22 protein-coding genes are annotated in these 21356 nt (G+C 69.8%); 5 read left to right on the top strand and 17 right to left on the bottom strand.

Annotated features, from left to right (window positions below; all coding sequences use genetic code 11):
* Positions 1-34: 34 nt before the first annotated feature.
* The 5 genes from ACFWIW_RS23280 to ACFWIW_RS23260 all read right to left on the bottom strand — a co-directional run bounded on the left by ACFWIW_RS23280 (position 35) and on the right by ACFWIW_RS23260 (position 6749).
* Positions 35-1255 (bottom strand): GNAT family N-acetyltransferase, encoded by a 1221-nt coding sequence (locus tag ACFWIW_RS23280; protein ID WP_378370357.1) that lies wholly within the window; start codon positions 1253-1255, stop codon positions 35-37.
* Between the two features lie 44 nt (positions 1256-1299).
* Entirely contained in the window at positions 1300-1698 is a 399-nt protein-coding gene (locus ACFWIW_RS23275) for a DUF4333 domain-containing protein (protein ID WP_378370356.1), read from the bottom strand.
* A gap of 34 nt (positions 1699-1732) precedes the next feature.
* Positions 1733-2932: a GNAT family N-acetyltransferase gene (locus ACFWIW_RS23270; RefSeq protein ID WP_378370355.1), complete on the bottom strand. Its 1200-nt coding sequence runs from the start codon at positions 2930-2932 to the stop codon at positions 1733-1735.
* A gap of 41 nt (positions 2933-2973) precedes the next feature.
* Positions 2974-3750 (bottom strand): DUF4333 domain-containing protein, encoded by a 777-nt coding sequence (locus tag ACFWIW_RS23265; protein WP_378370354.1) that lies wholly within the window; start codon positions 3748-3750, stop codon positions 2974-2976.
* Between the two features lie 221 nt (positions 3751-3971).
* Positions 3972-6749, bottom strand: a complete 2778-nt coding sequence (locus tag ACFWIW_RS23260) for a DEAD/DEAH box helicase (RefSeq protein WP_378370353.1) — start codon at positions 6747-6749, stop codon at positions 3972-3974.
* 112 nt (positions 6750-6861) lie between these two features.
* On the opposite strand from ACFWIW_RS23260, the gene ACFWIW_RS23255 reads away from it, so the two are divergent.
* Positions 6862-7449, top strand: coding sequence for a hypothetical protein (locus tag ACFWIW_RS23255; protein WP_378370352.1), 588 nt, complete (start codon positions 6862-6864; stop codon positions 7447-7449).
* Here ACFWIW_RS23255 and ACFWIW_RS23250 read toward each other — a convergent pair.
* The 7 genes from ACFWIW_RS23250 to ACFWIW_RS23220 form a co-directional block, all read right to left on the bottom strand.
* Positions 7433-8308: a diacylglycerol/lipid kinase family protein gene (locus ACFWIW_RS23250; RefSeq protein WP_378370351.1), complete on the bottom strand. Its 876-nt coding sequence runs from the start codon at positions 8306-8308 to the stop codon at positions 7433-7435. The genes ACFWIW_RS23255 and ACFWIW_RS23250 overlap by 17 nt on opposite strands.
* Before the next feature lie 7 nt (positions 8309-8315).
* Positions 8316-9287 carry a twin-arginine translocase subunit TatC gene (tatC, locus tag ACFWIW_RS23245; protein ID WP_378370350.1) on the bottom strand — a complete coding sequence of 324 codons (972 nt, stop codon included), beginning with the start codon at positions 9285-9287 and terminating at the stop codon, positions 8316-8318.
* 96 nt (positions 9288-9383) lie between these two features.
* Positions 9384-9716 carry a Sec-independent protein translocase subunit TatA gene (gene tatA, locus ACFWIW_RS23240; RefSeq protein WP_378370349.1) on the bottom strand — a complete coding sequence of 111 codons (333 nt, stop codon included), beginning with the start codon at positions 9714-9716 and terminating at the stop codon, positions 9384-9386.
* 38 nt (positions 9717-9754) lie between these two features.
* The gene (locus ACFWIW_RS23235; protein WP_378370348.1) at positions 9755-9964 is read right to left on the bottom strand and encodes a bacteriophage holin; all 210 of its coding nucleotides are present in this window, start codon (positions 9962-9964) and stop codon (positions 9755-9757) included.
* Between the two features lie 9 nt (positions 9965-9973).
* Positions 9974-10951 (bottom strand): helix-turn-helix transcriptional regulator, encoded by a 978-nt coding sequence (locus ACFWIW_RS23230; protein WP_378370347.1) that lies wholly within the window; start codon positions 10949-10951, stop codon positions 9974-9976.
* Positions 10948-11928 carry a helix-turn-helix transcriptional regulator gene (locus tag ACFWIW_RS23225; RefSeq protein WP_378370346.1) on the bottom strand — a complete coding sequence of 327 codons (981 nt, stop codon included), beginning with the start codon at positions 11926-11928 and terminating at the stop codon, positions 10948-10950. The genes ACFWIW_RS23230 and ACFWIW_RS23225 overlap by 4 nt, the downstream gene beginning before the upstream one ends.
* A gap of 9 nt (positions 11929-11937) precedes the next feature.
* Entirely contained in the window at positions 11938-12369 is a 432-nt protein-coding gene (locus ACFWIW_RS23220; RefSeq protein WP_378370406.1) for a winged helix-turn-helix transcriptional regulator, read from the bottom strand.
* Between the two features lie 104 nt (positions 12370-12473).
* On the opposite strand from ACFWIW_RS23220, the gene ACFWIW_RS23215 reads away from it, so the two are divergent.
* From ACFWIW_RS23215 to ACFWIW_RS23205, 3 genes are read left to right on the top strand one after another with little or no spacing between them, the layout of a single operon-like run.
* Positions 12474-13409 carry an NADP-dependent oxidoreductase gene (locus ACFWIW_RS23215; RefSeq protein ID WP_378370345.1) on the top strand — a complete coding sequence of 312 codons (936 nt, stop codon included), beginning with the start codon at positions 12474-12476 and terminating at the stop codon, positions 13407-13409.
* A gap of 32 nt (positions 13410-13441) precedes the next feature.
* Positions 13442-13894, top strand: coding sequence for an SRPBCC family protein (locus tag ACFWIW_RS23210; RefSeq protein ID WP_378370344.1), 453 nt, complete (start codon positions 13442-13444; stop codon positions 13892-13894).
* Positions 13891-14589 (top strand): SDR family oxidoreductase, encoded by a 699-nt coding sequence (locus ACFWIW_RS23205; protein WP_378370343.1) that lies wholly within the window; start codon positions 13891-13893, stop codon positions 14587-14589. Before ACFWIW_RS23210 ends, ACFWIW_RS23205 begins: the two co-directional genes overlap by 4 nt.
* Here ACFWIW_RS23205 and ACFWIW_RS23200 read toward each other — a convergent pair.
* The 4 genes from ACFWIW_RS23200 to pafA form a co-directional block, all read right to left on the bottom strand.
* Positions 14586-15449: a TIGR03620 family F420-dependent LLM class oxidoreductase gene (locus tag ACFWIW_RS23200; RefSeq protein ID WP_378370342.1), complete on the bottom strand. Its 864-nt coding sequence runs from the start codon at positions 15447-15449 to the stop codon at positions 14586-14588. The genes ACFWIW_RS23205 and ACFWIW_RS23200 overlap by 4 nt on opposite strands.
* Before the next feature lie 70 nt (positions 15450-15519).
* A complete protein-coding gene (locus tag ACFWIW_RS23195; RefSeq protein ID WP_378370341.1) occupies positions 15520-15861 on the bottom strand; it encodes an ArsR/SmtB family transcription factor in 342 nt (113 codons plus the stop codon).
* A 139-nt stretch (positions 15862-16000) separates the two neighbouring features.
* Positions 16001-17044: a WD40/YVTN/BNR-like repeat-containing protein gene (locus tag ACFWIW_RS23190; RefSeq protein ID WP_378370340.1), complete on the bottom strand. Its 1044-nt coding sequence runs from the start codon at positions 17042-17044 to the stop codon at positions 16001-16003.
* 80 nt (positions 17045-17124) lie between these two features.
* Complete coding sequence (pafA, locus tag ACFWIW_RS23185; RefSeq protein WP_037337524.1) at positions 17125-18483, bottom strand: Pup--protein ligase; 1359 nt, start codon at positions 18481-18483, stop codon at positions 17125-17127.
* Between the two features lie 147 nt (positions 18484-18630).
* Between pafA and ACFWIW_RS23180 the strand changes: the two genes are divergently transcribed.
* A complete protein-coding gene (locus tag ACFWIW_RS23180) occupies positions 18631-20109 on the top strand; it encodes a bifunctional phosphatase PAP2/diacylglycerol kinase family protein (RefSeq protein ID WP_378370339.1) in 1479 nt (492 codons plus the stop codon).
* On the opposite strand, the gene ACFWIW_RS23175 is transcribed toward ACFWIW_RS23180, so the two are convergent.
* The gene (locus ACFWIW_RS23175) at positions 20106-21080 is read right to left on the bottom strand and encodes an ArsR/SmtB family transcription factor (RefSeq protein ID WP_378370338.1); all 975 of its coding nucleotides are present in this window, start codon (positions 21078-21080) and stop codon (positions 20106-20108) included. The two genes, ACFWIW_RS23180 and ACFWIW_RS23175, sit on opposite strands and share 4 nt — an antisense overlap.
* Between the last annotated feature and the right edge of the window lie 276 nt (positions 21081-21356).

Raw genomic sequence — 21356 nt, 5'->3', positions numbered from 1 at the left:
GACGGTTCTAACCGTCCTTACCACTCACGAGGCGCTAGAAGAACGTTCCGCACCACGGCGAGCGCGCGGTGTGGAACAGGGTGTCGGCACGGGCGACCGCCGTCTCGGCCAGCACCTCGACCCGGCCGGCCAAGGCCAGATCGCCGAAGAGACCGTGCCCGAGATACAGCGCCGACAAGGTGGCCACGTCCAGCCGCAGGTCGGCCTCGGCGGTCGTCCGCTCCACACCGTCCGGGCCGACGACGTAACGGCCGTTGTTGTCCGGAAGTTGCTTGTCGAGCACTTCGAGCACCACGGGTTCGCCGGTTCCGTAGGAGCGTGCCCGCAACGCCGCGAGGACGTCGACGAGCCGCAGCCACAGGTCGTCGATGACCTCGGTGGTGTTCACCGCCCGCGGGTCGGTGAGCAATTCGGCGATCGGCTCGTCCAGCGGGCGGCCCCGTCCGGCGACCGCCGAGACCAGGTCGATCGACAGCAGGAAACGCCACAGCCCGGCCCATGCCTGTGGTGTGGCGGCATGGAGTTCACGGATGTCCAGGATCGCCCCACGCTCCGGCGCCAGCCGGTCGCGCGCGTCGATGGACTGGTAGACGACGAAACCGTCGTCACCGTCAGGTCCACTGTGGACGGCCACCCGGTAGCCGTCGTCACCCTTGACCACCCGCTCGAAGAAGCCCGGCCACCAAGCAGGCGGACGGGAGACGAAGCCCGGTCGTGCTCCCTCGAAGCGGTGGTATATCGCGGGAACGCGCTCCACGGCTTCGGCGGGGGTGACGAACCTGACCTCGCCGTCCCGGCCAACGCCGTCCCGAAGCCGGGCGCGCGGGCGTTCGATGGACACACCTTTGCCGAAGGTCGCCGGGCCGTACCCGAAACGGCCGTAGATGACGGCTTCGGAGGCATGCAGTGCGGCCAGCGGGACACCCCGCGCCGCGAAGTCCTCCAGCTGTGCGGCCATCATCGCGGTGAGGATCCCGCGGCGGGTCCAGTCGGCACGGACGCCGACACCGTCGACGGCCGCCGTGACGAGCTTCCGTCCACCGGGGACGGTCAGCTCGACGTCGAAGGAACTCGCGATCCCCACCGGGGCGCCGTGCTCGTCGAACGCGGCGAATTTCCCCGCGGCGGGCCAGGACGGCGCCATCTTCGCCCAGACCTCGTCGGTGGCGGGCTTGCCGTGCAACGACTCCGACAGGACATCGAGGCAGGCTCGTTGTTCGCCTTCGGCCACGGCACGCACCAGGAATTCGCTCATACCGTGGATCCTGCCGTCCGGTCCGGGGAGCCCCAACCGGTTTTTCAGCTGGGCGCGCCGACTTCGTAGCGGCCGTCTTCACCGGTGACGGTGATCGTGACGGTCTTGCCCTCCCCGCCGACCTGCACGGTGCAGGTGAACGTGCTGCCGTCCTCGACCTTCTGGTTCGACGGGCACAGCACGTCGCCGACCTCGCGCACCTGATAGGTCTCGGTGAGGATCTTCCGCACGTCCGCCTGCATCGTCCTCGGGTCGAAGACCCTGCCGGGAGCGTTGGAGGACGAACCGCCGGAGGTCGCGGGCGCGCTCGACGAAGCTCTCGACGTCGGCGGGACCGTGACGGTCTTCGTCGCCGGCGCGGGCGCCGGGGTGTCCGAACACGCCGCCAGCACCGCGAAAGCCGCACCACACAGACCGACCGTCGCGACGGCTCGCCTGCTCAAGCTTCTCCACCCCCACCGGTGTGATCATCCAACGTCAGAAGAAGGTACCGCACCAGGGGTTCACCCGCGTGCCGAACAGCTGGTCCGCTCGTTCCAAGGCGGTCTCACCGGTAGCGCGGACACGTCCGGTGAAGGCGAGATCCGAGGGACGCCAGCCGCCGAGATACACCATCGAGAGGGTGTCGGCGTGCAGCTCGAGATCCGCCGGGTCGGTGGTGCGGACGGCGCCGTCCTCGGACAGCCGGTAGCGGCCGGAGTTGTGCTCCAGGAAGGGATCGGTGACTTCGATGACGACCGGTTCGCCCCGATAGGTGCGGGCATCGAGCATCGTCTCGACGTCGACGAGGCGGAACCAGCCCTCGTCCTGGACCTTCGTCACCCCCGCGTCGCGTGGGTCGGCGAACAGCAGCTCGACCGGTTCGTCGAGCGGCCGTTTCTCGGCGATGACACGGTCGACCAGGTCCACGGACAGCAGGTAGCGCCACAACCCGGCGAACGCGTCGGCGTTCGCATGGTGGAAAGAATGGATCTTCAGCAGCGCCGGGGCGCCGAAATGGGCCCTCTCGACGGTGTAGGTGACGAAGCCGTCGCTGCCGTCCGGGCCTTGGTGCGCGGCGGTCGTGACCGGCGTTGTCGCGCGCCGCACTTCGCGTTCGTAGCCCGGCCACAGATTCGGGCTCCGTGCGATCATGCCGGGCCGGGTGCGCGGGAGGGCGTCGAACAGCGACGGCCACCGCTCGATGGTGCTTTCCAGGTCGAGCACCGAAATCTGGCCGCCGGCCGGTGCTTCGGGGCGGAACCGGGCACGGCGCCTGTCGATCTCGATCGTCTTCGCACGGACCGCGACGCCGTACCCGAACCTGCCGTAGATGGCGCCCTCGGACGCGTGCAGCATCGCCGCGGGGACACCGCGCGCGGCGAAATCCTCGAACTGTGCCCGCATCAACGCGGTCAGCACGCCACGGCGGGTGCGGTCGGCACGGACACCGACGAGGCTGACCGCGGCGAGCGGCGTGGTGCCGCCGCCGGGCAGGGTCACTTCCGAATCGAAGGACCGGAGGGTGCCGATCAGCTCCGAGTCGAACGCGCCGAACCCACGATCCGGCTGCACCGACGGGGCGAGGGCCGACCATTCCTCGTCGGTCATCTCCTTGACGTGCAAGGCACGCCTGAACAGATCCGTCGCGGCCCGTTCCTCGTCGGATCGCAGCAGCCGCACTGAAAAGTCGCTCATGACCCGATCATGCAGGATCGACCGTGCCCGGCGCCCGCGGTTTACTTGGTGGTCGCGGGTGGCGAGACCTCGTAGTTGCCGGTGTCACCCTTCACGGTGATCGGCACCTCCTGCGGCTTGCCCTCGATCGTGGCGGTACAGCTGAACTTCACCCCGTCCTTGACCTCCTGGCCGGAGGGGCAGGTGACCGCGCTGATCTCCTTGATCCCGTAGGTCTCGGTGAGCAGCTTCTGCACGTCGGTCTGCATCTGGGTGTTGTTGAAGACCTGGGTGTTGAACCAGCCCGGCGTGACGAACCCGAGGATGCCGACCGCGGCGATGATCACCACGAGCGCGCCGATCCCGATGAACAGGCCTTTCTTCGACTTCGGCTTGTCCTGCGCCTCACCCTGGCCCGGGAACTGGCTCTGGCCGTAGTCGTACTGGCCGGGCTGCTGCTGCCCGTACTGGGGCTGCTGCTGCGGGCCGCTCTGCGGGTAGCCCGGCTGCTGCTGGGGCCCGCTCTGCGGATATCCCGGCTGCTGGCCGTACTGCGGTTGCTGGCCCCACTGCTGAGGCTGTTGCTGCTGCGTCTGGGAAGGATCCTGCTGCGGATACCCGGGCTGCTGCTGGGAGGGGTCGTACGGCGCGGGCTGCTGACCCCACTGGGGCTGTTGCTGCTGGGTCTGCGACGGGTCGTACTGCGGCTGCTGGCCCCATTGCGGTTGCTGCTGCGGGCCGCTCGGCGGTTGAGCGCCGCCCGGCTGTTGGCCGTAGCCCGGCTGCTGCCCCCACTGGGGCTGCTGCTGCGGGTCGTTGCCGCCATACGGCGTGCTCATCGTTCGCCTCCGCCTGTTCCGCCATCGTCACCGGCCGACCTGCATGGCCGTCGTGGGCGATCCAACCACAGGACGGCGCCCCTGCCCACTGTTCCCGACCGGTGTCGGGCCAACTCTGCGCGACCGTGCTCACACCGGAGGCGCGTTCACTCCGCCGGTCGGCCCAACGCCTCGTGAGTGGTAAGGACGGTTCTAACCGTCCTTACCACTCACGAGGCCGATCAGGCGCCGCCGGCCGCCACGACCCCGCGACGCAGCGCCTTCACCGCGTCCGAAGCGGCCGCCCCGACCGGATCCGCCTTACCGAGAACGTCCCGGATCTGGTCGAGCAGGTCGATGACCTGCCGCGACCACCGCACGAAGTCACCGGCCGAGAGCTCCTGCCCGTTCGCCTCTGCGGCGGTGAGGACCTTCTCCAGCGATTCGCCGCGCGCCCATCGGTAGACGGGCCAGGCGAAACCGGCGTCGGGCTCGCGGGTGCGGTCCAGCTTGTGCCGCCGCTCGTCTTCGGTGAGCTCCATCCACAGGCGCGTGGTCGCCTGCCAGGCGTCGACCACCTTGCCCGCGGGCAGGCGAGGCTCCCCGGCGGTGTCACGGCGTGCCTCGAAGACCAGCGTCGAGACGACGGCCGCGAGTTCGGCGGGCGACAAGCCCTTCCAGACGTCGTGCCGGATGCATTCGGCCGCGAGCAGATCGGACTCGCTGTAGAGACGGGTGAGCCGTTTGCCGTGTTCGGTGACCCGGTCCTCGCCGTCGCCCTTCGACGCGGGACCGAGGTAGCCGCGCTCGCCGAGCAGCCGCAGGATCCGGTCGAAGGCGCGCGCGAGGGAATGCGTGGTCGCGGCGACCTTGCGTTCCAGTTGCTCGGTTTCGGCGGTGAGCCGCTGGTACCGCTCGACCCAGCGCAGGTTCGCCTCGCGTTCGGCCAGGCCGTGGCACGGGTGTGCCCGGAGCGCCCGCCGCAGCGCGGCGAGCTCACCGTCCTCATTGGCCCCGGCGCGACGTTTTTGCCTGCCGGGCAAGGAGATTCCCGCGTTGCGCAGGCTCGACGCGATATCGCGCCTTGTCTTGGGCGAACGCAGCTCGATGTGCTTCGGCAGCTTGATGTTCCCCAGTGCCTCGACCGGCGACGGGAAGTCCGAAACCGAAAGTGGTCCGGACCAGCGGTCCTCGGTGACCACGACGGGCCGCGGTTCGCGGATCGGGTCGAGCCCCGGGTCGACGACGACCGCCAGCCCGGCGCGCCGTCCCGCGGGCACGGCGATGACATCGCCCTTGCGGAGCTTCTCCAGCGACTCGGCGGTGCCCGCCCGGCGGGCGGAGGTGTTCTGCCGCGAAAGCGCCTTCTCCCGCGCCGAGATCTTCGCCCGCAGCTCGACGTACTCCAGCATTTCGTCGAAATCGCCGGTGATGGCGGAGGTGTAGCCCCGCAGGGCCTCCTTGTTCCGCTCGATCCGCCGCGCCGTCCCGACCACCGACCGGTCGGCCTGGAACTGCGCGAACGACTGTTCCAGCAGATCGCGGGCTGCCTCGGCGCCGACCTGGGCGACCAGGTTCACCGCCATGTTGTAACCGGGCCGGAACGACGACCGCAGCGGGTACGTCCTGGTCGAGGCCAGACCGCCGACCTGCTTCGGGTCGATCCCCGGCTGCCAGACGACGACCGCGTGGCCTTCGACGTCGATCCCGCGCCGCCCGGCCCGGCCGGTGAGCTGCGTGTACTCCCCCGGCGTCAGGTCGACGTGCGCCTCGCCGTTGTACTTCACCAGCCTTTCCAGCACGACGGTGCGCGCGGGCATGTTGATGCCGAGCGCGAGCGTCTCGGTGGCGAAGACGACCTTCACCAGTCCTTGGACGAACAGCTCCTCGACGGTCTCCTTGAACGCCGGGAGCAGCCCCGCGTGGTGCCCGGCGATGCCGCGTTCGAGCGCCTCGCGCCACTCCCAGTAGCCGAGGACGCCGAGGTCGCCTTCGGGCAGGTCCTTGGTGCGCTCGGCGACGATCCGGCGGACCTTCTCGACCTCTTCCGGTCCGTTGAGCCGCAGGCCGGACCGGACGCACTGGCCGACGGCGGCGTCGCAGCCGGCGCGGGAGAAGATGAACACGATGGCGGGGAGCAGACCGGCGTTGTCCAGCCGCTCGACCGTGTCCGTGCGGGACGTCGGCCGGAACCGCGGCATCCGTGACGGCGCCCCTCGCCGTCCGCGTGGTCCGCGCAGCCCCGCCGGGGCGAACCGTCCGCCGACCTCCTCGGTGCGGCGCAGCAGGCCGGGGTTGATCCGCAGTTCGGCGCCCGGCGCGTGTTCATCCTGGCCGGCGAACAGGTCCATCAGCCGGTTGCCGACCAGCATGTGCTGCCACAGCGGCACGGGGCGGTGCTCGTCGACGACGACGGTGGTGTCGCCGCGGACCTCGACGAGCCACTCGCCGAACTCCTCGGCGTTGCTCACCGTCGCCGACAGGCCGACGACGCGGACGTGCTCGGGCAGGTGGAGGATGACCTCTTCCCAGACCGCGCCGCGGAACCGGTCCGCGAGGTAGTGGACCTCGTCCATCACCACGTACGCGAGCTCGCCGATGGTCGAGGACCCGGCGTAGAGCATGTTGCGGAGGACCTCGGTGGTCATGACCACGACCTGCGCGTTGCCATTGATCGACGTGTCGCCGGTCAGCAGGCCGACCGCGTCGGCGCCGTAGCGGCCGACGAGGTCGGCGTACTTCTGGTTCGACAACGCCTTGATGGGTGTCGTGTAGAAGCATTTGCGCCCCTCGGCGAGGGCGAGGTGCACCGCGAACTCGCCGACCACGGTCTTCCCGGCGCCGGTGGGCGCGCAGACGAGCACGCCGTGACCGTCTTCGAGCGCCTCGCAGCCGCGGACCTGGAAGTCGTCGAATTCGAACGACGATTCCGAGGCGAAGCGGGTCAGCTGGGGGTAGCGAGCGCGGCGCTGGGAGGCTGCGTACGCCTCGGCCGGGGTCTGAGAAGGGCTGTTGACCACTTCGTCAGGGTTCCATACCCCACCGACAGTTCGCACTCGGTGTGACGATCTCGGGAACGGCCCGCACTCCTCGGTCATCCAAGGGACGGATTCGTGACCGAGAGGGGACGCCATGGAGCTCGCTTGCCCGCAGTGCGCGCAGGTCGACCAGGTGCAGAGCGTGCCGGCGGTGTTCCAGAGCGGGCAGACGACCTACCGGGTGCAAGGCGGTATGACGGCCGTCCCGGCCGGTGACGGCGTGGTCTACACCGCGACGACGCATACGGGTGTGTCGGTGACCGCGACCGCGGCGTCACTGAACCCGTATCCGGTGCTCCGCGGCGGCGGATGCTTCCTGACGCTCGCACTCGTGCTGCTGATCCCCGCGTTCGTCTTCCTCGCCTTCGCCGACGACGTGCTGGACGAGAACGTCGCGCCGACCGCCGACGGCAGGGTCGCGCAGTTCATCGGAGCGTCGATCTTCCCCTTCGGCGCCTTCGCGCTGGTCGCGTTGTTCGCCGTGCTGTTCGTGCTCCGGTCGCGGCGCAACGCGCGGATCCGGCGCGGCATCCCGGACGCGCTGGAGTACTGGCGCCAGGCGTGGTTCTGCCATCGCTGCGGCGGAGTGTTCTTCCCGCGCGGCGACCTGATGTCCGCCGCGACGTTCCGCGGGCAGGTGTGGCGGGCCGGCGACTACGCCGGGCTCACCCGACGACGGTGAGCGCTCCGGGGACGCAGGTGACGTCGATCGGCAGCCCGCCCAGCGGCTCACCGTCGGCGTAGACGGGCAGATCGCTGCCCGCGAGGTGGATTTGACTGGCTTTGAGGGTCCGGACCGCCGGATGCGCGATGTGCTCCCCGGCCCGAACCCCGGGCAACATGCGGAGCAGGTCACGCCGGGTCGCGTTGCCCACGACGGTGACGTCGAACAGGCCATCCTCCGGATCGGCACCAGGACAGATCGGCATGCCGCCGCCGTAGTACGGGGTGTTGCCGACGGCGATCATGGTGGCGTCGAGTTCGAGCGTCTCGACATCCGTGCGAAGCACCACCGGCCGGGGCCGGAACGCGGCGAGTTCGGCCAGGATCGCGACGTCGTAGCGGCGCGGGCCGCGCGGCCAGGTCAGCCGGTTGGCGCGTTCGGTGACCAGCGCGTCGAAGCCGGAGCACAGCACGGTGGCGAACCATTCGCCACCGGCCCGGCCGAGGTCGACCCGCCGCCGTTTCCCGTCCGCGATCCGCCTGGCGACGAGATCGGCGGCGGCGTGCGGCCGTTCGGGGATGCCGAGCGCCCTGGCGAAGTCGTTGCCGGTGCCCGCGGGCACGAGTCCCAGTGCGACGCCGGACTCGGCGCAGAACTGCACGCCCTGATGCGCCGCGCCGTCACCGCCGAGCACGACGAGGACGTCCAGCCCTGCCGCGCGCGAGTCGGTCATCAGCGCGCGGGATTCCTCGACCGTGTGGGCCACCAGGACGTCGAGCCGGTCCACGACGGGCCGTAGCCGCGCCGCGACCGACTCCATCAGCCGTTCCGCGGCCCCGTTACCGGAGGCGGGGTGGACGGCCAGCGCCGCGTGCATCCCCGGCTCAGGTGACGTCGTCGGTGCTGGTGCGCTTGCCGTTCGTGGCGGCCGACGGCTCCTCGTCGATCGTGCTCGGCGTGTAGTCGAACGGGGCGGCCTCGTCGTCGGCGAGCTGGTCCCAGCCCTCGGTGCCGCGTTCCTTGTCGAGCTTGCGATCGTGGAAGCGCGCGATCTGGATGGCGAGCTCCAGCAGCACCACCAGCGCTCCGGCCAGGGCGATCATCGAGAACGGGTCCGAGCCGGGCGTCGCGAAGGCGGCGAAGACGAACACGACCATGATCAGGCCGCGGCGCCACTTCTTCAGCGTCTGGTACTTCAGGACACCGACGCGGTTCAGCATCACCACGAACAGCGGGAGTTCGAAGCTGACACCGAAGATCAGCAGCAGCGACAGGATGAACGAGATGTACTTGTCGCCGGTGAGGGCGGTGATGAACTGGTCGCCACCGAAGTTCATCAGCAGTTCGAGGGCGTGCGGGATGAGCAGGTACGCGAGCACCGCGCCGCAGGCGAAGAGGATCGACGCGAAGAAGACGAAGGTGAGCGCGTACTTGCGCTCTTTCGAGTAGAGGCCGGGCGCGATGAACGCCCAGATCTGGTAGAGCCACAGTGGCGCGAACAGCACCGCGCCCGCGGCGAGACCGACCTTCAGCTGGATCATGAAGGCTTCGAACGGCACCGTCTGGAGCAGCTGACAGTGGCCATCCGGTTTGGCTCCGAGCCTGCGCTCCCAAGGGATGCCGCAGTACGGGCCGGTCATGATGTCGCCGAGCGACGGGATCGGGCCGACCCTGGTCTGGAACCAGAGGAAGCCGATGATCCCGCCCGCCAGGATGGCGAGCAGCGCGAAGCCCAGGCGGCGGCGGAACTCGTAGATGTGCTCGATGAGCGTCATCGTGCCGTCGGGGTTGCTCCGACGGCTGCGCTTGCGCCGCTTCGTGCCGCGGCGCTCCTCACCGGAGGCGGAATCCGCCACTGGACAGTCCGTTCTCGTCAGGGTCCACCATGAGCGCGCCGCGACTTCGGCGCGCTCATCCGCGAACAGGCTCCGCTGGGCTTACTGGAAGAGCGCTCAGCTGGCGTTCTTCTGCGCCTGCTCGGCCGGAGCGGGCGTGGCGGCCTGCTGCTTCTTGAGCTCGTCGAGCTGGCGCTGGAGGTCGGCGACCTGCTTGTCCTGCGCGGTCGCGGCGGGCGCGGGCGTGGCGGCCTGCGGCAGCTGCTTGGTGTCGACCTCTTCGGTCTCGGCGGCCTTGTCCTTGTCCCCGGCCATGTCCTTGGTCTCGGCCTTGAAGATCTTCATGGACTTGCCGATGGACCGCGCGGCGTCCGGAAGCCTCTTGGCGCCGAACAGCAGGACAACGACGAGCACCAGGATGATGATGTGCCACGGCTGCAGCGCGTTCATCGTTTGCGGCCTCCTTCTCGAGTCTCTCGTATGTGATGTTACCGGTCTTCGAGCCCACGCCGTTGCGCGATCGCCACGCGGAGCGCGGCCGACCTGGCACGAAGGAGCCCTGTCCGTTTTCGGGTGTTCGTAGCCACCATGCTTATCGTATGGGTGAGCACGCGCAAGACTCTGCGTAATTTGATTAGCAGAACAAAGAGCAGGATCAGCCCGGCGACGGCGAGCGCGATGCTCGGCAGGTACGACACGGCGTCACCCTACTGCTCGTAGGTTGACGTTAGGTGACGAGCCCGGGCCAGCGCGTCGGCCGCTCGTCGACGAACCGCCTCCCCGAGCGCGGCCGGGCTTTCGACCTGCGCGTCTCCGCCGAGGCCGAGGATAAGCCGGACCATCCAGGACTCGTCCGCGTAGCGCATCCGGATGCGCAGCCGACCGCCGTCGAGCTCGTCGAGCTCCTCGCAGGGGTAATACTCGGCTACCCAGCGTGTGTCGGGATCGAGGACCAGGACGGCTTCCTGCTGGTCGGGACGCGGCCGGAAAACACCATCGGAAATGTCAGTGGGCTGGGCGTGCGCCGGCGGGACGGCGGGTTCGTCGAGCACGGTCAGCTCGTCGATGCGGTCGAGCCGGAACAACCGGACGCCCTCGGCGCGGCGGCACCACGCTTCGAGGTAACCGACCGCCTGGACGATGAGCAGCCGCATGGGATCGACGGTGCGTTCGGTGATCTCGTCCTTCGACGCGGTGTAGTACCGGATTCGCAACGCGCGCTTCGCGGTGAGAGCGGACCGGACCGCTTCGCGCGTTCCGGCGGTCTTCTTGCCTTCGCGCACTCCCCCGCCGACGACGATCCCCGACGGCTGCGCCTGACCCGCGGCGGCCTCGATCTTCGCGATGGCGCGGCGGACCGCGTCGGCGTCGACCACTCCGGGCGTCTCGGCCAAGGCTCGCAGCGCGACGAGCATGGCCGTCGCCTCACCGCCGGTGAGCCGCAGCGGGCGGTTCATCCCGGCGTCGTGCGTGACGACGATGGTGTCGCCCTCGAAGGAGAGGTCGATCAGGTCGCCGGGGCCGTAGCCGGGCAGCCCGCACATCCACAGCAGTTCGAGGTCCTTGCGCAGCTGCTTGGGCGTGACGTCGAAGTCGTGGGCGGCGTCGTCGATCTTGATCCCGGGCCGGGCGAGGAGATACGGCACGAGCGCGAGCAGGCGCGGCATCCGTCCGGTGGTGCTCATCGGGCACCACCGGCGTGCGCGATGGCTTCGAGACGGCTGAAGACCGACTTCGCGAGGACCTCGGGTTCGAGGACGAGGATGTCCGGGCCGTGGGCGGTGAGCCAGTCCGCGGCGGATTCCGGGTAGTACAGCTCGATCTCCACGAGGTCGCCTTCTTCTCCCCCCGCGTCGCTGCGGCCGACCACCCGGCCGCGACGGCGGACCCCGGCGGCCCTGCCGTCGGCGACCCAGACACTGGCGGTGGTCGGGGCGGACGGATCCTCACCGCTGCTCGCGGACACCATCTTCAGCAGGTTGACCCCTTCCGGGCGTTCGACGACGCCGGTTTCCCCGAAGGCGTCGACCTTCCCGGTCACGCGCGAAAGGCGGAAGCAGCGGGACGCGCCACGGTCCCGGTCATGCCCCACCACGTACCAGCGGCCCTTCCACGACACCACGCCCCACGGTTCGAGGGTGCGGATCTTGCGCTCGGCCGAACCACTGCGGCGGTACTCGAAACGCACCGCCTGTCCGGCTTGGACGGCGGCCAGCAGCGGCCCGAACGCCGGCTCGGCCCGCACACGTGGCTCGACGACGGTCGGGGCGTGGTCGTCGACCTCGACCCCGGCGGCGCGGAGTTTCACCAGCGCGCCTTGGGCCTCGCCGGTCAGTTCCGGGGAATCCCACAGCCGGACGGCGAGCCCGACCGCGGTCGCCTCGTCGGGCGCGAGGTCGATCTCGCCGAGCTCGTAGTCGCGGCGCGCGATGCGGTAGCCGTCGATCGCGTCGAACGCCGAGTTGCGGCCGGTCTCCAGCGGGATGCCGAGCTCGCGCAGTTCGGTCTTGTCGCGCTCGAACATGCGGAAGTACGCCTCGTCGCTGGCCGCGTCGGCGTACCCGGGCACGATGCCCCGGATCCGCTCGGCGGTGAGGTACTGCCGGGTGGACAGGAGGGCGAGAACCAGGTTGACCAGACGTTCGGCGCGTGCGGTGGACACCCGGCTACCCTAGCCCGCGCCGTCCGACCCGATGGTGAGAGCCGCCGATCGCGCGTCGTAACGATCCCTGGCGGTCTCCACCTCGTCGAACCGGGTCTCAGCCCAATCCTTGATCCCGGCCAGGAGCTGCCGGAGACTCCGGCCGAGCTCGGTCAGTTCGTAGTCCACCCGCACCGGCACGCACGCGGTGACGGTGCGGGTCAGCAGGCCGTCCCGCTCCAGTGTCCGCAGCGTCTGCGTGAGCATCTTCTGGCTGACACCGGCGATCCGGCGGGAGAGGTCGCTGTAGCGCTGAGGCCCGTCGCCGAGCGCCACGAGGACGAGGCTGACCCATTTGCCCGAGACCTCGTCGAGCAGTTTCCGGGCGGGACAGGCCGCGAGATAGGCGTCGTAGGCCCGTTTCTCCTCGTTCCGGCGTTCCTGTGCCGTGCGCGTGACCACGGTGCGCGTACCTCCGCGTGGGTTGGGCACCTCGAGGTGCGTACTTCCCGATGGAGAGTAACTCCCCATACGTTCGCGGGGAACGATCCCCTTGGAGGAGAACGATGCGTGCAGTGGTGGTCCGCCGGTTCGGCGGTCCGGAAGTCCTGGAGTTCGCCGAAGTCCCGGTCCCCGAGCCGGGCCCCGGTCAGGTACGGGTGAAGGTGGCGGCGGCCGGGGTAAACCCGGTCGACGCCGGGACCCGGTCGGGTTTCCTGACCGAGGCGGGGATCGTCCCGCCGTGTGAGGTGCTCGGGATCGGCTGGGACGTGGCGGGGACGGTCGACGCCGTGGGTGACGGCGTCACCGGCTTCGCCACGGGTGACGGCGTGATCGGCGTGCGGGACCGGCCGTCGGCGGCGCTCGGCACATACGCCGAGTTCGTCGTCCTCGATGTGGACGCGCTCGCCGCCGCACCACGGATGGCGTCTCCCGCGGAGGCCGCGACCCTGCCGTTGAACGGTCTCACCGCGGTCCAGGCGCTCGACCTTCTCGACCTCCCGCCGGGAGCGACGGTCCTGGTGACCGGTGCCGCGGGGGCTGTCGGCGGCTACGCGGTCGCCTTGGCCGAGGCGCGCGGTTTCCGGGTGGTCGCGGTCGCCGACACCGCCGACGAAGCAGTGGTCCGAGGGTTCGGTGCCGAGCTCTTCGTGCCCCGTGGGGATTTCCTCGCCGATCGCGTGCGGTCGGTCGTCCCCGGCGGCGTCGATGCGGCACTCGACACGGCCTTGCTCGGACTCGAAGCCCTGGACGCCGTGGCGAATCGCGGCCGGTTCATCGTGTTCGCGGCCGGCGTCGCCCCGCTCCCCCTGCGCGGTATCGAGGTCGACCACGTCTGGGTCCACGCCGACGCCGCCGCGCTCGCCGGACTGGTCGCCCAGGTCGACGACGGCACGCTCGCCCTGCGGGTCGCGGACACCCTGCCGTTGGGCGAGGCGGTGAAAGCCCATGAACGCCTCGCGGCCGGCGGTCTCCGCGGACGACTGGTGCTCATAAGTTGACGCTTAATTAAGCTCAGGGTTATCTTCGCAATATGGACAACGACGAGACCCGGCTCGAACTCCGGCGCGAGTACCCGGACCCGATCGAAGACGTCTGGTCGGCGCTCACCGAATCCGACCGCACGGCCCGCTGGATCGGAACCTGGACGGGTGAACCCGGGGTCGGCAACACGATCATGCTGACGATGACCGCCGAGGAAGGTGCCGAGCCGGGGCCCGCCGTCATCCGCGAATGCGATCCGCCGAAACGCCTTGCCATGGATCTGCACAACACCGGCGAGCCCACTTGGCGGGTGGAGCTGACCCTGACCCCGCACGGCGACGGAACGGTGCTCGACTTCGTGCACCGGATGCCCCGGCCCGACTGGGACACCTCGGACATCCTCAAGGGCTGGCACTTCTACCTCGACCGGCTGGAGGCCGCGCTCCTCGGCGAGCCGGTGCCGGAGTGGGACACCTACACGCCGCCTAGTTTGGAGGCATGAACGATCGAGTACTGCTGATCACCGGCGCCTCCCGCGGTCTCGGCGAAGCCACCGCACGCCGCGCCGCGGCCGCCGGTTTCCGGCTGGCGCTGGTCGCCCGCGACCGCGAGGCCCTGCTCCCGCTCGTCGCCGAATTCGGCGAGGGTCGCGCCCTCGCGCTCGCGGCCGACGTCACCGACTGGGGTTCGCTGTCCGCGGCCGTCGAGACGGTGAAGGACACCTTCGGCGGGCTGGACGCCGTGTTCGCCAACGCGGGGCAGAGCGTCGTCGTCTCGTTCTTCGGCGACGGCGGCGCGGACCCCGAGCAGTGGCGGGACATGGTGCTGACGAACGTCTACGGCACCGCCCTCACCGCGCGGGCGACCCTGCCGTCGCTCGCGGCATCGAAGGGCCACCTCGTGCTCACCGGCTCGGTCGCCGGCCGTTACCACCGGCCGGGGAACCTCTACTCGGCGACGAAATGGGCGGTGACCGGGCTCGCCGGCTCCATCCGCGAGGAGGCCGTCGGCACCGGCGTCCGGGTCACCGTCGTGCAGCCAGGACTGGTCGACACCTCGATGATCCCCGAGGACTCGAAGTCCAAGCCGAAACTGGACCCCGACGACATCGCGAGGGCGGTGCTCTACGCACTGGAGCAACCGCCCTCGGTCGACGTCAACGAGATCGTGGTCCGCCCGACCGGCCAGGTCCGCTAGTGCGGCGGCAGCGACTCGGCCAGCCGCCGCCAGTGCGGCATGGCCGACTCGCCGCGCTCGACACCGATCACCTGGATGCCCACATGGTCGGCGCCGGCGTCGAGATGCCCGCGCAGTTTCGCGACGATGGTGTCGAGGTCGCCCCAGAACACGAGGTCGTCGACGAGCCGGTCGCTGCCGCGGCCACCGTCGATGTCGGCTTCGGTGTAGCCGAGACGGCGATACTTGGCCACGTTGTACTCCGACGTCAGGTACACGTGCAGGTGTTCGCGGGCGATCTCGCGCGCCTTGCCCGGGTCGGTTTCGAACAGCACGGCGTGCTCGACGCCGAGGAAGGCCTTCTCCCCCAGCACTTCCCTCGCCTGCGCGGTGTGCTCGACCGTCACGTGGTAGGTGTGTGCCCCCTCGGACCGGTCGCGGGCCAGGCCGAGCATCTTCGGCCCGTACGCCGCGAGCAGCCGCTGGATCGGCGCGGCGGGCAACGGGTTCGAGCTGGTGACGGCGTCGAGTTCGTCGAGGTACTCGCTCATCGCGTCCAGCGGCTTGACGCCCGGCTGCGCGCCACCGAAGCCGAGCCCCAGAACATGCCTGCCCGGATACGCGTCGGCGAGCAGGAGCGCCGCACCATGGGTCCAGCGCGCGCCGCGGGAGCCGATCCGCGCGATCCCGTTGACCACGGTCATGCGCTCGGTGGACGCGAGCAGGAATCCGGCGTGGGTCAGCGCTTCGCGTCCGTCCCGTTCCGGGATCCAGATCGCGGGCCAGCCGAGCTCTTCCAGTTCCCGCACCGAATCTCGCAGCATGCTCGCGGGCTGATCCTCGAAGTCGAACGTCCAGATCCCGAAACGCCCCAGTTCCATCTGTCTCTCCTCAGGTCGAGTCCAACATATCGAAGTATCGCAGATTCTCGATATGTTACTCCCGGCAAGTTCAGATGGAGCGTCCCAGCAGGTCGACGAGCTGCGCGATCCGCTGCTCGTCGCGGCGGTAGTGCGTCCACTTCCCCACCCGCGTGGACTCGACGAGCCCGGCGCGCTGCAGCAACGCCATGTACGCGGACACCGTGGACTGCGCGAGCCCCAGCTTGGCCTGGAGATGACTGACGCAGACGCCGACCTCGTTCTGGTCGGCGATCGCCTTCTCCGGCGGGAAATGCCGGTCCGGCTCGCGCAGCCACCCGAGCACCTGAAGCCGGATCGGGTTGGCGAGCGCCTTCAACACCTCGACCAGATGATCGGTGGTCTCCGGGACTGGTTCGGCCTGTGCGGTCATAGTCCTTCGAGCTTAGGCCGTGCCGAGCCGAGCGGCCCGGCCCTTAGCCCGCTCCCGACCTCCGACGACCGTTGCGAAAGCCACTTTCACAACGTTGAAGGTTGCGAAAGTGGCTTTCGCAACCCTGAAGCCCCGGCGCTCAGGCCGTGCCGAGGCGAGCGGCCCGTCCCTTCGCCCCGCTCCCCCAGCAAGCGCCGCGAGCGCAGTCGACGGAGTCCAGCGATCCGGTGTCGAACGACTTCCAATGCCGTCCGCCGTCCGGGCTCAGGTCGCTCCCGCCGGGGCCGACGGCGAGCACCGTGTTCCCCAGCCACGCCAGGCCCGAGCGGTAGCCGACCGGTGCCTCGGACGGCGTCCGCCAGGTGCGGCCCTTGTCCGCGCTGAGCGCGACCGCCGGGCCGGACGCGTTCGGCGCCGCGTAGTCGCCACCGATGGCCACGCCGTGCCGCGGATCCCGGAAGGTCACCGAAAAGACGCCGGCGGAAGCGCCACTGGGCAACGGGGTGTCGGCCGCCTCCCAGGTCGTCCCACCGTCGCCGGAGTGCAGGACGCGCGCGCGGGCCCCGCCGCCGGTGGCGATCCAGGCATCACGCGGACCCGACGTCGTGAGGCACTGACCGCTGGCCGCGAAGCCGAACTCACCGTCGAGCGCGGGGACCATCCCCTCGGCGGGTACGGGCTTCCACGTGCGGCCGCCGTCCGAAGTGGACTGGAGCCGGAACTTGCCGTCCACCGGATCGCTCATCGCGAGGCCCCGTCGGTGGTCGAAGAACGCGACGCAGTCGTAGAAGGCGGCAGGATCGCTGTTCTGGAAGGACAGTCGCCAGCTCGCACCGCCGTCGTCCGTGCGGTAGATCCGGGACGTGTCACCGGGCCCGATCGAGAGGGCGACCGCGTGATCGGCGTCGAAGGCCTCGATGTCGCGGAAGTCGAGCGCCTCGGTGCCCGCCGGGGCGACGGGTTTCCAGGTGCGACCCCGGTCGGTGGTGCGCAGGATGGTGCCCCTGCTGCCGCTGACCCACGCCGTACGGGAATCCACGGCGGAGAGACCGCGAAGCTGGGCGTCCGTGCCCGTCGGTGTCTCCACCCACACGGGATCGGGACACTCCGGCGCGGCGTGCGCGACGCCGGTGAACGCCAGCGGGACGACCGCTCCCAGCAGGACCAGCAACGCACGGCGCATCGGCGCACCTCTCCCTCGAAGATCCGTGAAGGCCACCTTAGAGCGCGCAGCACCCTCCCAGATGGCCTTCACGGAGTAATTCAGAGCGAGCTGATGAGCCTCTCGACGCGTTCGTCCACCGAGCGGAACGGGTCCTTGCACAGCACGGTCCGCTGCGCCTGGTCGTTCAGCTTGAGGTGCACCCAGTCCACGGTGAAGTCACGCCCGGCGGCCTGCGCGGCGGCGATGAAATCACCGCGCAGCTTCGCCCGCGTGGTCTGCGGCGGGGTGTCCTTGGCCAGCTCGATCTCGCCGTCGTCGGTGACCCGCCGCACGAGGCCCTTCCGCTGCAGCAGGTCGAAGATGCCGCGGCCACGCCGGATGTCGTGATAGGCCAGATCGAGCTGGGCGATCCGCGGGCTCGACAGGTCGAGGTCGTGCTTGTTGCGGTAGCGCTCGACCAGCCGGTGCTTGATCGCCCAGTCGATCTCGGTGTCGATCTTGCTGAAGTCCTGCTGCTCGACCGCCTCCAGCGCCCGGCCCCACAGTTCGACGACGCGCTCGGACTGCGGCGACGAACCCGTCTCCTTGACGTGCTGGACGGCGCGGGCGTGGTACTCGCGCTGGATGTCCAGTGCCGAAGCCTCGCGGCCGCCGGCGAGCCGCACCTGGCGGCGGCCGGTGAGGTCGTGGCTGATCTCGCGGATGGCCCTTATCGGGTTGTCGAGGGTGAAGTCGCGGAACTGGACGCCCGCCTCGATCATCTCCAGCACCAGGTTCGCCGAGCCCGCCTTGAGCATGGTGGTCGGCTCGGCCATGTTCGAGTCGCCGACGATCACGTGCAGGCGCCGGTAGCGCTCCGCGTCGGCGTGCGGCTCGTCGCGGGTGTTGATGATCGGCCGCGAACGCGTGGTGGCGCTGGAGACGCCTTCCCAGATGTGTTCCGCACGCTGGGACAGGCAGTACACCGCGCCGCGCGGCGTCTGCAGCACCTTGCCCGCGCCGCAGATCAGCTGCCGGGTCACCAGGAACGGCAGCAGCACGTCGGCGATCCGGGAGAACTCACCGGCACGGGTCACCAGGTAGTTCTCGTGACAACCGTAGGAGTTGCCCGCCGAGTCGGTGTTGTTCTTGAACAGGAAGATGTCGCCGCCGATGCCCTCGTCCGCCAGCCGCCGCTCCGCGTCGACCAGGAGGTCCTCGAGGATGCGCTCACCGGCCTTGTCGTGTGTGACGAGCTGGACCAGGTCGTCGCATTCGGCCGTCGCGTACTCAGGGTGCGAGCCCACGTCGAGGTAGAGCCGCGAGCCGTTCGACAGGAAGACGTTCGACGAACGTCCCCAGGACACGACACGCCGAAACAGGTAACGCGCCACCTCGTCCGGGGAGAGCCTGCGTTGCCCGTGAAAGGTGCACGTGACCCCGTACTCGGTCTCGATGCCAAAGATCCGCCGCTGCATCCCACCAGAGTAGGCGGTGAGGACCCACTGACGGTGCGCCGTTCGGGCGGCGACACGCGGTCGGTACGTTGCATTCGGTGAAAGGTGTGCGGGAAGTCCCGATCGGGTATCACGCGCATGACGTCATGGCCCGGAAGTGGGGAACCCGTGTTAAAGCAGCTCAAGCGCCCTTTCCGCAAGGTCGGACGGACCGATCGGCGGCTGATGGCACGGAGTGCGGCCCTGCCGAGGACCAGGGCCGACGAGGTGATCACCTCACTCTCCAAAAGTGCGGACAAGTCCAAGCTCTGGTGGTGTGTCGCGATCGCTCTCGCGGCGAAGAAGGGCCCGACGCGCCGGGGTGCGCTCCGCGGCGTGGCCGCCATCGCCGGGGCGAGCGCGGCGGCGAACCTGATCGGCAAGCCGCTGTTCCCGCGCCGCCGCCCCGCGGCCGAGCAGGTGCCGATGCACCGGCGCCTCGTCCGGCGGCCGACCTCGTCGTCGTTCCCGTCCGGACACTCGGCGTCGGCGGCCGCCTTCGTCACGGCCGTCGCGATGGAATCGCCCAAGGCGGGCGCCGCACTGGTGCCGCTGGCCGCCGCGGTCGCCTATTCCCGGATCCACACGGGCGTCCACTGGCCCAGTGACGTCGGGGTGGGGATCGGCATCGGCGTCGGCGCGGGCCTGCTGACGCGGCACTGGTGGCCGCTGAACGACGACGTCCCCGGCCGCACCGCGCACACCGCCGAGGCGCCCGAGATGCGTGACGGCGAGGACATGCTCGTCCTGGTCAACCCGCATTCCGGGATCGACGGCCAGGACCCGACCGAGGAAGCCCGCTTCGCCTGGCCCAAGGCCACCATCCTGTACCCGGACGCGAAACGGGACCTGCGCGATCAGCTCTGCGACGAGATCGCCGCCCGTGACAACACCGTGCGCGCGCTCGGTGTCGCCGGTGGTGACGGGACCGTGGCCGCGGTCGCCGCGGTCGCGGCCGACCACGATCTGCCGCTGGCGCTCATCCCGGCGGGCACCCTCAACCACTTCGCCCGCGACGTCGGCATGCGCTCGATGCCCGACGCGGACGCCGCGACCGAGGCGGGCAACGCCGTCGGAGTCGACCTCGGCGAGGTCGAGATCAACCACGACGACGACCACCGCTATTTCGTCAACACCGCCAGCCTCGGCGGCTACCCGGAGATGGTCCGGATCCGGGAAAGGCTGCAGAAGCGGCATCCGAAATGGCCGTCCGCGGCGATCGCGCTCGCCCGCACCCTCCGGCGCGCGAAGCCGCTGGAAGTGACCCTCAACGGCAAGCACACCAGCATCTGGCTGCTGTTCGTCGGCAACGGCACCTACTCGCCGAAGGGGTTCGCGCCCTCGCGCCGCCCGGCCCTCGACACCGGCCTTCTCGACGTGCGCTACCTGCGCGCCGACGTGCCGTATTCGCGGGCGCGGTTCATCCTCGCCACGATCACGAACAGCCTGAACGCCAGCCACGTCTACCAAGAGCTCGATGTCCCGGAGCTGCACGTCCGGCTGCTCAACGGCAACCGCCGGGTCGCCACCGACGGCGAGGTCGGCCCGCTCGGCAACGACTTCCTCTTCCGGTCGCGGCCCAGCGCGCTCACCATCTACCGGCTCTAGGAGCCCAGGAGCGCGGTGCCCAACGGCGTCAGCGAGTGCAGCACGGCGTTGCGGTCCCGTTCGGTGGTGATCAGCCCCGCGCGCCGCAACACGGCGGCGTGCTTGCTCGCCGCCGACGGGGTCACGCCCAGGCGGGCGGCAAGCTCCGAAGTGCTGCAGCCGACCGCCAGGACCGCCAGCGTCGCCGCCCGGGTCGGGCCCAGCAGGTCGGCGAGGGCGGTGTCCGGCGATCTCCGCACGTCGCGGCCGTATCCGGTCGACGGGGCGGCCTGCCGCACCGAGGGGTAGAGCAGCCGAACCGGTGCCCGCCCCGCCGCCGGGACGATCACCGGGCACACCGCGAAGTACGTCGGCGAGATGATCAGCCCGGCGCCGTCCGCACCGCGGGAACCGACGATCCCGTCGCCGACCTCCAGCACCGGCGAAGACCAGCGCACCAGCGGCCGCAGGCTCGTGAGCATCGCGTCCACCCCGTCGTGCAGGAGCAGCTGCGCGCGCATTCCCCGGTCCGCGTCGACCTGCGCCCGCGCCGGCTCCCAACCGGGCGCCAGCGACAGTTCGAAGTAGTCCTGCATCGCCTGGACGAGTTTTGGCAGCCCGGCCGTGTCGCCATCCGGCAATCCCGCCGCCCACGACGGCAGTTCCCGGTTCACCGGGAAATCCCGCAACGCCGATTTCAAGCTCACCGAGTCGGTGCGGGCGACCTCCGCGAGGCCCGCCTCCAAACCACTTTCGTCCACACCCGGCACGAGGAACGCCGGAATCGGCGCATAGGGACGGCACAGCCACAGCAGCACCGAAGCCGACTCCGCCAAGCCGAGCCGGACCCGGTGCCGCCAGCGGTTGAACAACGCCGAGCCCGCGTCGCGCCGTTGCAGGATCTGCAGGCTCGAAACCAGCTCGGCCAAGGGATCGGCTTCGGGCGCGAGCCGAACGCGCGTCAGGTCCTGCAACGTCAGCTCGATGCGCACGGATATGTCCTCGCCTTGATCGGAGTCGTCGCCGTGAGATCGCGAGGCGCACCATTCCGTTACATCGCTGAACAGCCTTATTGCCGCTATCGGAAATCTCCTCGACGGCCGTGGTTCAGACCTGAATGATGTTCGGAGAAGGCCCGCTTCTCGGGGGTTTACGCGGACCTTCCACGAGGGGGATTCACCGGCTTGGCCAACGGGCCGCGTTTCGTCGCGGCCCGTCGTCTTCTGCCGTTCCCCTTCACCTCACTGGGAGAAAACGCTTTCCAAAAG

This window comes from Amycolatopsis sp. NPDC058340, from assembly GCF_042723975.1.
Classification (GTDB): domain Bacteria; phylum Actinomycetota; class Actinomycetes; order Mycobacteriales; family Pseudonocardiaceae; genus Amycolatopsis.
The sequence above is the reverse complement of the archived record's forward strand: the minus strand, read 5'-3'. Positions and strand labels throughout refer to the sequence as shown.